This is a genomic window from Microbacterium sp. 16-032 (assembly GCF_041079455.1).
GTDB classification, from domain to species: Bacteria; Actinomycetota; Actinomycetes; order Actinomycetales; family Microbacteriaceae; genus Microbacterium; species Microbacterium testaceum_A.
Genome location: NZ_JBFYGQ010000004.1, coordinates 422,119 through 431,330, shown reverse-complemented (window position 1 = coordinate 431,330; position 9,212 = coordinate 422,119). Strand labels below are relative to the sequence as shown.

The window sequence follows — 9,212 nt, the reverse complement described above, 5'->3', positions numbered from 1 at the left end:
CGTCAGCTCCGGCGCGTCGACCACCAGGCCCATGCGACGAGCGGCACCTGGAGGAACAGTCGGAGGAAGCGCGAGCGGTCGGTGTTCAACCCGGGCGCTGAACGCCCGGTCCGCCACTGGTGCACGTTGCCGGGGAACACCGCGACGAAGAACGCGGCGATGGCCGCGCCGATGCGCCCCCGCTCCTGCGGCAACGCGACGAGAGCGACGCCGAGGATCACTTCGACGGCCCCGGATGCCACGACGATGGCGTCCTTGTCGGTGCGGAGCAGCCGCGTCGCCCACCCGGGAACGACGATCCGGTAGCCACGGCGACCCCACGTGACATGGCTGACGCCGGCACCGACCAGCAGCAGGGCAAGTGCCCCGCGGGCGACGGAGCGGACGGTGAGACCTGTGCGACGCGGCATCCGGTCAGTCTGTCATCCGTATGCGGGGCTGGGGCCTCAGCTCAGGTCGCGCAGGTCGCGGAGCGATGAGCGATCGAACCGGAGCTCGTCGAACACGGCGGTCGCCCCGGGTCCCATCGGCGCCTGAGCCAGGAAGCCGACCGAGAGGGTCGAGGGGTCGGCGTCCAGACGGAACACGCGCAGGAAGGGCCAGGACTCGCCGTCGAGCGAGTAGTGGAACGCGAAGGCCGCCCCGACACGAGCCATTCGCAGGAAGACCGCGTCGGTCGCGAAGACCGCGCCGTTGGCGTCGTCGGAGAAGTCGTTCGTCACGACGCTCACGACCATGCTGTCGCCCTGGGGTGAGAACTCGTTGCAGACCTTCGCCCACCTCTGCGGACCCGACCACAGCGCGAGCGCTCCGGCGTCGAAGGTCGAGCGCTCCCCCGTCACGCGCACCCGGGCCGACAGGGTGAAATCTCCGTCGGGAGCCGCGAAGGCCAAGGCGGTCGCGGCGTGCTGGGCCGGACCGCCGGTCGCGTCGTTCGTCCAGTCGACCCCGCCCCGGGATGTCAGCGTCAACGCGCCGCGAGCGTCGACGCGGGCGTCGCCCTCGACGCCGGTCCAGTGCAGCTCGGGAAGGTCGGGAAGCGACAGCGTCATGAGGGGAGACTATCCAGCGCGCCTCGCGCGGACCCCATCGGGCGGTGTTCCTAGACTCGCGTCATGGAACGATCGCGCGCGACCCTCCGGATCCGACCCGCGATCCCGGCCGACGCGGTCGCGATCGCGACCGTGCACGCCCAGTCGTGGCGCGAGACCTACGGACGGTTCGTCGACGATCCCGACACGAACCCGTGGTTCGATGTCGGGCGCCGGATCGGGATGTGGCGTTCCTCACTCGAGGAAGAGGAGCTGAACGTCGTCGTCGCCGACGCCGACGGGTCCATCGTGGGCTTCGCCGCGACGCACCTCACCCCGGGGGCGGACGCGGTCCGCCCCGAGGAACTGCAGATGCTCTACGTCGTCGAGTCCTCGCACGGGAGCGGAGCGGGCCAGGCGCTGCTCGACGCGGTCCTCAGGGACCGGCCCGCGTCGCTGTGGGTCGCGGCGGACAACCCGCGCGCTCACGCGTTCTATCTCCGCAACGGGTTCCGTCCCGACGGCGCGGAGTCGTCGTTCGGCCCGATCCCCCGCACGGTGCGCCTGGTGCGCTGACCGCGTCGATCGCGGGTCATGCTCAGCGCGGCGACGGCGCCGTCCTCCTCGCGAAGTCGACATACGCCTCGACGGTGTCCTCCGCCACGATCGCCCGCAGCACGACCTCGTCGACAGCCGCGGTGTAGGCCTCGAGAGCATCCCCCAGCTCGGTGACGTCGCGGATCGTCGTGTCTGCGGCATCCACCCCCATCCGCTCGAAGTTCGCGGCGTAGTTCGGGAACGAGGCGTATCGGGCTATCTCCGCCTCGAGCCGTTCGCGCGCCGCGGGGGCGATTGCCGTGCGCACGTAGACGGCGATGTGCGCGTCCGGCGCGATCGCGTGCAGCACCTCGGCCTGATTGCGGGCCTCGATCGGAGGCACCCAGTTGAGCAAGACGCCCTCGGCGAGCTCGACGCCCGTTCGTCGCATCTTGGGGCCCAAGGCCCCGACGAGAACGCGCGGCACCCCGGCTTCGTGCAGCACCGAGACGGCCTCGGTCACCCGGGCGAGAGCCCCCTGTTTGGCCATGCCCGAGCCGATGCCGAGCGTGAGACGGTCGAGGGGAAGAGCCAGGGATGCCACGTCGGCGGCGATCGCCTCGGCGGGTCTGCGGTCGACGGGCACGACCCCGGTCGCGAGACGGAGCCGGTCGGTCACGCGCGCTGCGGCCGCCAGCGCCGCCAGGGCGTCGCCGTCGGGGGTGTCGTTGATCCACAGCGTGTCGAAGCCGGCGCTCTCGACGACCGGGGCGATCCGGGCGACGGCGTCGGGGCCCAGGGAGCCGGCGAGACCCAGCGAAACGGTTCCTCGCGTCACGACACGCCTCCCGCGTGGGGAACAGCCTGAGCGACCTGGCCGACGGCCGAGAAGAACGCGGCGAGATCGACGTCGTCGGTCGGCAGCAGCACGACGTCGTCGACGCCCGCCGCTTGGAAGCGCGCAACGCCCTCGGCGACCTCGCCCACCGATCCCGCGAGCACGCGGTCGGTCGCGTCCTCGCGATCGGACATGACCGCCGTCGCGCGCTCTCGCGCATCGGGACCGAACGCGGTCAGCACGTACGCGACGATGTCGGCGCGGCCTTCTCGACCGGCTTCTGCGCGCCCGGCCTGCACGGTCTGCACGGCGGTGGCGATCTCGGCGACGGTGTGCCGACTGTCGAGCACCACCCCGTCGGCCACGGCGCCGGCGAGGCTCAGAGTCTTGGGCCCTTCGGCGGCGGCATAGACGAGGGGAGCCTGGGCGGGCGGCCAGTCGAGGGAGACGTCGCGGAGTCTCACGTAACGTCCCTCCGTGGTGACGGTCTCGCCCGCGAGCAGGGAACGCAGCGCGGGCAGGTGCTCACGCATGAGCGTCAAGGGAGACGCGGCTTTCGCCCCGACCTGTCGCATCCAGTCCTGCACACCGTGACCGAAGCCGGGAAGAAGGCGACCGGGGAACATGCGCTCGATCGTGGCGACCTCCATGGCCGAAGCGGCGATGTTGCGCAGCGGAAGCGGGGCGATACCGACGCCGATGCGCAGATGATCCGTCACGGCGAGCGCCGCGGCGGCCGCGGCCCAGGCCGAGGAGCGGAAGCAGTCCTCCCAGAGCCAGAGTTCTTCGACACCGGCGTCTTCGGCCGCGCGCGCGGCGTCGCGCAGCTGCTCGGGCGGATGCGGGTACGGGCTGAAGATCGTGCCGATACGACTCATGGTTCTACTCTGCCGCCAACCTCGGACATCGGGGCGCGACAGCACGCGGGTCGCAGGTCCTTGCACATGCCGAAACCGCATTCGTTCGTCGAGGACGTAGAAGAGCGCGGCCGACCGGGTGCGTCCTCGCCGAACGTATACGTCCTCGTCACGTGTGCGTCCGCTCGAGGGCGAACAGTCCGCGCGCACGGCGAACGCCCCGGAGCCGAAGCCCCGGGGCGTTCATCTCATCGTTCTACGCGGCGAGCGCCTGCACGGCGGCCGAGACGCTGAAGCCCGCGGCAGTGGCATCCACCGTCACCGCTCGCCCATCGCTCAACTCACCCGAGACGAACAGGTCGGCGATGCGGTCGTCGACCTCGCGCTGGATGACGCGGCGCAGCGGCCGCGCACCGTACTCGGGCTCGTAGCCGACCTCGGAGAGACGGTCGATCGCGGCATCCGTCACCTCGAGCGTGACCTCGCGAGAGGCGAGCCGGCGCGAGGTCGCGTTCAGCAGCAGACGCACGATCTGGCGCAGCTGCGCCTTCTCGAGCTTGCGGAACAGCACGATGTCGTCGATGCGGTTGAGGAACTCCGGCCGCATCGCCTCGCGCAGCTTGCCCATCACGCGGTCGCGCAGGTCGTCGTCGGCGAACTCGCGCCCCGTGGTGGTGAAGCCGATGGCCCCCGACCGGGATGCCAGGAACTCGGCGCCCAGGTTGGACGTCATCACGATGACGGTGTTCCGGAAGTCGACCGTGCGCCCCTGGCCATCGGTCAGGCGGCCGTCGTCGAGCACCTGCAGCAGCAGGGTGAACACATCGGGGTGGGCCTTCTCGATCTCGTCGAACAGCACGACGGCGTAGGGATTACGGCGCACGCGCTCCGTGAGCTGGCCGGCCTCGTCGTAGCCGACGTATCCGGGAGGGGCGCCGATCAGACGCGACACGGTGTGCCGCTCGCCGAACTCGCTCATGTCGAAGCGGATCACGGCGCCGTCGTCGTCGAAGAGCGACCCGGCCAGGGCCTTCGCCAGCTCGGTCTTGCCGACGCCGGTGGGGCCGAGGAACAGGAACGACCCGACCGGGCGGTTCTCGTCGCCCATGCCCGTGCGGTTGCGACGCACGGCCTTGGCGACGGCGGCGACCGCGTCGTCCTGACCGATCACGCGAGCGTGCAGCTCGGCCTCGAGGTCGGCCAGGCGGCCCCGCTCGGTGGCGGTGAGGCGTGCGACGGGGATGCCGGTGGCCCGGCTGATCACCGCGGCGATCTCGGGCTCGTCGACGACGGCGGCGGCGCGCGGGCCGCTGGTCGCCTCGTCGAGTCGCTGCTGCACGGTGACCATCTCGTCGCGCAGGCGCGAGGCTTCTTCGTAGTGCTCGGCCGAGACGGCGGCGTTCTTGTCGGCCTCGAGGGTCGCGAGACGCTCGAGCAGCGACGAGGTGTCGACCGCCACACCGAGGCGCAGGCGTAGTCGCGCCCCGGCCTGGTCGATCAGGTCGATGGCCTTGTCGGGCAGCACGCGATCGGGCAGGTACCGGTCGCTGAGCTCGACCGCGGCGCGCAGGGCGTCGTCAGTGTAGGTGACGGCGTGGTGCTCCTCGTACGCCGAGCGGAGTCCGCGCAGGATCTCCACGGCATCCGTGATCGAGGGCTCCCCCACGCGCACGGGTTGCAGGCGCCGCTCGAGGGCGGGGTCCTTCTCGATCGTGCGATATTCGCGCAGGGTCGTCGCACCGATCAGGTGCACGTCGCCGCGGGCGAGGCGGGGCTTGAGGATGTTGCCGGCGTCCATCGATCCGTCGCCACTGCCACCGGCGCCGACGAGCGTGTGCACCTCGTCGATGAAGACGACGAGCTTGTCGGAGGCCGCGATCTCGTCCATCGTCTGCGTGAGGCGCTCTTCGAAGTCGCCGCGGTAGCGGGCGCCCGCGAGCATCGCGGCGAGGTCGAGCGAGACGACGCGGGTCTCGCGCAGCTGCTCGGGAACCTCGTTCGCGACGATCGCGCGGGCGAGACCTTCGACGACGGCGGTCTTGCCGACGCCGGCCTCGCCGATCAGCACCGGGTTGTTCTTGGTGCGACGGCTGAGGATCTCGATGGTCTGCTCGATCTCGTCGGAGCGACCGATGACCGGGTCGAGTTCGCCAGCCGCCGCGCGGGAGGTGAGGTCGGTGCCGAAACGGTCGAGGTTCGGGGTGACGGATGCCGACTCCCCGGTCATCTCGTCCTGCTCGCCGCCCATGACGGTCTCGCGCACCCCCTGGGTGAGGGCCTCGGCGGTGACGCCGGCTTGAGCGAGGATCTGCCCGGCGGGCGCGTCCTGCGCGAGCACGAGCGCGAAGAAGAGGTGGTCGGGGTCGACGTAGGTCGAGCCCGCGGCACGCGCGACCTGGAAGGCGTGGAAGAGCGCGCGCTGCACGGAGCCGGCGACGACGGCGCCGTCGACGTTCGCGGGGGTCGCCGCCGCGGGGAGGCGGCTCTCGGCCGCGCGGGCGATGGCGGCTGGGTCGGCGCCGAGTCGGGCGACGGCCTCTTTCGCGGGCGATCGTCCGACCAGGACGTGGAGCACGTGCAGGGCGTCGAGCTCGCGCTGACCGCGGCCGAGCGCGAAGCGGCCGGCCTCTTGGAGGGCATCCTGGGTGCGGGCGCTGAGGAATCGGCTGAGGTCGATGGAGCGCTCGGCGCGCGCCTGCTCGCCCGCGAGGTAGCGGGCGAGGAACTCGTCGAACGACTGGGCGCCGTCGCCGGGGGTGAAGTCTTCGGGCAATTCCGTCTCCTGAGATACGTGAGTGCGGTTCGCTCAAGTTTGCTTCTTGAGCGCCGTCGTATCAAGTTCAACGCGGGGGTCCCGGGTCTATTCCCGCAGCGTCGGGTCGGCCTCGTTCCACAGCTCCACCGTCTGCACGAGCCAGAACACCGCGAAGAGCGCCAGGGCCACCGACTCCCCCACGAGCACCACCGGGACACCCGCGCGCTCGAGCCCCGAGATCACGCCGACCACGAGCAGAACGAGGGTCACCACGATCCCGACGGCCACGGTCGCATACGCGATGCGCACCCCTCGGCGAAGGCGCCCGGTCCGCCGCGGTCGCCAGGCCGCCACCGCCGCCACCGCTGCGATCAGCACGAAGAAGGCGACCGCCGCAATCTGGTGCGCCCCCGCCAAGAACGCCTCGGGCGCGATCAGCGCCCACGTCGCCCCTCCGGCGACGATCACGACGACCACCCCGATCGTCGCCGCCACCCCGGCACTCGCGGTGCTCTGCACCCGGGCGAGGATCGCCGCCGCGATCACCCCGAGCAGGACCACGGATGCCACCGCCACGGCGTTGTTCGCCACGGTCGGCCGCACCGCGGGCGGCACGCACCGCGCCGCGTCGAGACAGGCACCCGACGAGACGGTCGTCGGCACGTAGGCGATCGCGAGGGCCAGTACCGCGGCGATGTCGAGCAGGCCCTGCTCGAGGCTCCGACCCGACAGGGCGAGCAGCGCGAGGGCGATCGCGGTCAACGAGCCGACGAAGATTGGACCCGCGGGGGTGTAGTAGGCCGCGCTGACGGACGGCAATCCCTCGCCGCTCAGCAGTTCCAGCCCCACCCCGATTGCCAGAAGGGCCGTCGCGCCGATCAGGCCCAATCGCACGTACCGGTAGGTGCGCTGCGTCGAGGTGGTGCGGATGCGCATAGCGGCATCCTGGCATCCCTCTCCGACATCGCGACGGGACGGGGCCGGCGAACCGGACGCAACCGCCTCCGCCGATGTCGGAGGCGTCTGCCAGAATCCCGGCATGCGCGAATTCCTCGCCGGAGCGGCCCTGCTGGCACGCGGCCTCGGTCAATGGCGCCGGACGCCCGGCGCGATGGCGCTCGGGCTCATTCCGGGAACCCTGGTCGGTCTGGTCTTCGGCGCCGCCCTCGTGACGTGGGGTCTCGTCCTCCCGGGCCTCGTCGACGACTGGACGCCGTTCGCCGACGCCTGGATGCCGTTCTGGGCCGGCGCCCTGCGCACCGCGATCGGCGTGGCCTCGTTCGGCGCCGCGGTCCTCGTGGTGATCGTGTCGTTCACGGCCGTCACCCTCGCCGTGGGCGAGCCCTTCTACGACCGCATCTGGCGGGCGACCGAGAGGAGCGCGACCGGCACGGTCCCCGACGCGGAGTACGGGTTCTGGAGGGCCGTCGGCGACAGCGTCCGGCTCATCCTCCGCGGCATCCTGGCGGCCGCCCTCGCGTGGCTCATCGGACTCATCCCCTTCGTCGGGGGCGTCCTGGGTTTCGTCACCGGCGTGGTCCTGACCGGTTGGCTGCTGGCCGACGAGCTCACCTCGCGTGCGCTCTCGGCGCGTGGCCTCGACAGACAGGCGCGCCGCCGACTGCTGCGCACCCATCGCGCGCGTGCCCTCGGGTTCGGGGTGGCGACGCAGTTGTGCTTCCTCGTGCCGCTGGGGGCGGTCGCGGTCATGCCCGCGGCCGTCGCCGGCAGCACGCTGTGGGCGCACGCCGCCCTGGGAGTCACGCCACGGCCGCATCCCGCCGTTCGCGACGCCGTTCCCGCGACGGCGCAACCCACCCCGCCGGCGAACCGGCGCGCGGACTCGGCACGATAGCCTGGAGCGACCGAAGGGATCCTCATGTTCATCGTCTCGCTCATCCTGTTCGTCGGCGGCATGCTGCTGACCGGCATCTCGTTCTCGCTTGCCGCCCCCGCGCTGTTCTTCGCGCTCGGCATCATCCTCGTCTCGGCCTCCCTGGCGTTGCCGTTCCACTTCGGCACCCGCTGAGCCCGCAACTCGGATCGGCACCGGTCCACGTCACCCCCGGGTAGCGTGGACCGGTGCCTTTCTCGTTCGACGCCCTGCGTCGCCGCCCCGATCTCGAGGGCCCCGATCTCCTGGCGGTCGACGCCGCCGACCGCCTGATCCTCGACGAGTCAGCGGACGCCCGAGCCCAGGTCGGCGATGACGAGCTCGTCGTGATCGGCGACTCCTACGGGGCGCTCACGCTGGCGTCAGCGGATGCCGGAGGTCGCGGCATCCGGGTCCATCAAGACGAACTGCTGGGCGAGGAAGCCCTCGCGCTCAACGCCCGCGACACCGGGCTCGAGGAGTCCTTCGTCTCGCACCCGCTCGATACCGCGCTTCTCACCGGGGCGCGGGTCGTCCTCCTGCGGCTCCCCCGGTCGCTCCACGCTCTCTCGGACATCGCCGGGCTGATCGCCGTTCATGCGCACCCCGAGGTCATCGTGTACGCCGGCGGTCGCCTGAAGCACATGACTCCGTCGATGAACGACGTGCTGCGACGGTTCTTCACCCGGCTCGACGTCACGCATGCGCGGCAGAAGTCGCGGGTCCTCGTCGCGCGCGGCCCCCACGACGGCGCCGAGCCCGTCCCCGAGAGCGCCGAGGTCGACGGCATCGCGGTCCGCGCTTTCGGCGGCGCCTTCGCGGGCGCATCGATCGACATCGGCACGCGGCTGCTGCTCGCCCACCTCCCGTCGCCGCGCGGCGGTGAGGCGATCGACCTGGCGTGCGGGACGGGAGTGGTCGCCGCGGCCCTGGCGACGCGGCATCCCTCCCTCCGGGTCATCGCGTGCGATCAATCGGCGATCGCGGTCGCGTCCGCCCGGGCCACCGCCGAGGCCAACGGGGTGTCCGATCGCGTGAGCGTCGTCCGCGACGACGTCTTGAGGGGGCAGCCGGATGCCACGGCGTCGTTCATCGCGCTGAATCCGCCGTTCCACGCGGGATCCGCCATCAACGAGGGTCTCGCTCCCCGGATGTTCGCCGACGCGGCTCGGGTGCTCGCCCACGGCGGTGAGCTCTGGACCGTGTGGAACTCGTCGCTGCAGTACCGCCCCGCTCTCGAGCGACTCGTGGGCCCGACCCGTCAGGTCGCTCGCGACCGCAAGTTCACGGTCACGGTGTCGACCAAACGCTGACCCGCCTC

General features: G+C 71.5%; 10 protein-coding genes. 4 read left to right on the top strand and 6 right to left on the bottom strand.

What is annotated here, in order from left to right; genetic code table 11:
- Positions 1-2 precede the first annotated feature (2 nt).
- Together AB6V31_RS10950 and AB6V31_RS10945 are read right to left on the bottom strand one after the other, a co-directional pair.
- Complete coding sequence (locus tag AB6V31_RS10950) at positions 3-410, bottom strand: hypothetical protein (protein WP_268104323.1); 408 nt, start codon at positions 408-410, stop codon at positions 3-5.
- Between the two features lie 36 nt (positions 411-446).
- The gene (locus AB6V31_RS10945) at positions 447-1,052 is read right to left on the bottom strand and encodes a DUF1349 domain-containing protein (RefSeq protein ID WP_369365641.1); all 606 of its coding nucleotides are present in this window, start codon (positions 1,050-1,052) and stop codon (positions 447-449) included.
- Between the two features lie 63 nt (positions 1,053-1,115).
- Here AB6V31_RS10945 and AB6V31_RS10940 point away from each other — a divergent pair, with 63 nt between their 5' ends.
- A complete protein-coding gene (locus AB6V31_RS10940) occupies positions 1,116-1,607 on the top strand; it encodes an N-acetyltransferase family protein (protein ID WP_369365639.1) in 492 nt (163 codons plus the stop codon).
- A gap of 22 nt (positions 1,608-1,629) precedes the next feature.
- Here AB6V31_RS10940 and AB6V31_RS10935 read toward each other — a convergent pair whose 3' ends face one another.
- From AB6V31_RS10935 to AB6V31_RS10920, 4 genes are all read right to left on the bottom strand, one after another.
- Entirely contained in the window at positions 1,630-2,406 is a 777-nt protein-coding gene (locus AB6V31_RS10935) for an LLM class flavin-dependent oxidoreductase (protein WP_369365637.1), read from the bottom strand.
- Positions 2,403-3,284, bottom strand: a complete 882-nt coding sequence (locus AB6V31_RS10930) for an LLM class flavin-dependent oxidoreductase (RefSeq protein ID WP_074696736.1) — start codon at positions 3,282-3,284, stop codon at positions 2,403-2,405. Before AB6V31_RS10930 ends, AB6V31_RS10935 begins: the two co-directional genes overlap by 4 nt.
- 235 nt (positions 3,285-3,519) lie before the next feature.
- Positions 3,520-6,036, bottom strand: coding sequence for an ATP-dependent Clp protease ATP-binding subunit (locus AB6V31_RS10925; RefSeq protein WP_369365635.1), 2,517 nt, complete (start codon positions 6,034-6,036; stop codon positions 3,520-3,522).
- 87 nt (positions 6,037-6,123) lie between these two features.
- Positions 6,124-6,954 (bottom strand): hypothetical protein, encoded by an 831-nt coding sequence (locus AB6V31_RS10920; protein WP_268104331.1) that lies wholly within the window; start codon positions 6,952-6,954, stop codon positions 6,124-6,126.
- A 103-nt stretch (positions 6,955-7,057) separates the two neighbouring features.
- On the opposite strand from AB6V31_RS10920, the gene AB6V31_RS10915 reads away from it, so the two are divergent.
- Genes AB6V31_RS10915 through AB6V31_RS10905 form a run of 3 tightly spaced genes read left to right on the top strand, consistent with a single transcriptional unit; the run spans position 7,058 to position 9,204 of the window.
- Positions 7,058-7,873, top strand: coding sequence for an EI24 domain-containing protein (locus AB6V31_RS10915; protein ID WP_056228793.1), 816 nt, complete (start codon positions 7,058-7,060; stop codon positions 7,871-7,873).
- Between the two features lie 24 nt (positions 7,874-7,897).
- Entirely contained in the window at positions 7,898-8,047 is a 150-nt protein-coding gene (locus AB6V31_RS10910) for a hypothetical protein (RefSeq protein WP_164481596.1), read from the top strand.
- Positions 8,048-8,100: 53 nt separating this feature from the next.
- Positions 8,101-9,204 carry a class I SAM-dependent methyltransferase gene (locus AB6V31_RS10905; protein WP_369365633.1) on the top strand — a complete coding sequence of 368 codons (1,104 nt, stop codon included), beginning with the start codon at positions 8,101-8,103 and terminating at the stop codon, positions 9,202-9,204.
- Positions 9,205-9,212 lie beyond the last annotated feature (8 nt).

Bases quoted from the DNA above. Each gene is read 5' to 3' on its own strand.
- AB6V31_RS10950 (WP_268104323.1), bottom strand. From the start codon at position 410: ATGCCGCGTCGCACAGGTCTCACCGTCCGCTCCGTCGCCCGCGGGGCA.
- AB6V31_RS10910 (WP_164481596.1), top strand. From the start codon at position 7,898: ATGTTCATCGTCTCGCTCATCCTGTTCGTCGGCGGCATGCTGCTGACC.
- AB6V31_RS10920 (WP_268104331.1), bottom strand. From the start codon at position 6,954: ATGCGCATCCGCACCACCTCGACGCAGCGCACCTACCGGTACGTGCGA.
- AB6V31_RS10930 (WP_074696736.1), bottom strand. From the start codon at position 3,284: ATGAGTCGTATCGGCACGATCTTCAGCCCGTACCCGCATCCGCCCGAG.
- AB6V31_RS10915 (WP_056228793.1), top strand. From the start codon at position 7,058: ATGCGCGAATTCCTCGCCGGAGCGGCCCTGCTGGCACGCGGCCTCGGT.
- AB6V31_RS10940 (WP_369365639.1), top strand. From the start codon at position 1,116: ATGGAACGATCGCGCGCGACCCTCCGGATCCGACCCGCGATCCCGGCC.
- AB6V31_RS10945 (WP_369365641.1), bottom strand. From the start codon at position 1,052: ATGACGCTGTCGCTTCCCGACCTTCCCGAGCTGCACTGGACCGGCGTC.